The 255-nt window shown below is 52.9% G+C and carries 1 rRNA gene; it reads right to left on the bottom strand.

From position 1 onward, the window contains the following. Positions 1–148: 148 nt before the first annotated feature. Positions 149–255, bottom strand: a 16S ribosomal RNA gene (locus F3J38_RS27890); the annotation flags it as partial.

The following is a 255-nucleotide window of genomic DNA, read 5'->3' as shown; positions in this document are numbered from 1 at the left end:
ATTCGAACCCCTGTTGCCGCCGTGAAAGGGCGGAGTCCTAACCGCTAGACGAAGGGGACACGATAGTGTCACGACTTCGCAGCCGTCTTGCTCATTACTTTTCTATCAGACAATCTGTGTGAGCACTGCGCGGGAAGGTATCTTCAGGTAAGGAGGTGATCCAACCGCAGGTTCCCCTACGGTTACCTTGTTACGACTTCACCCCAGTCATGAATCACAAAGTGGTAAGCGCCCTCCCGAAGGTTAAGCTACCTA

The sequence above is a fragment of the Candidatus Pantoea formicae genome (assembly GCF_011752625.1).
GTDB classification, from domain to species: domain Bacteria; phylum Pseudomonadota; class Gammaproteobacteria; order Enterobacterales; family Enterobacteriaceae; genus Pantoea; species Pantoea formicae.
Note: the sequence above shows the minus strand (reverse complement) of the source record. Positions and strands in the feature narration are given on the sequence as shown.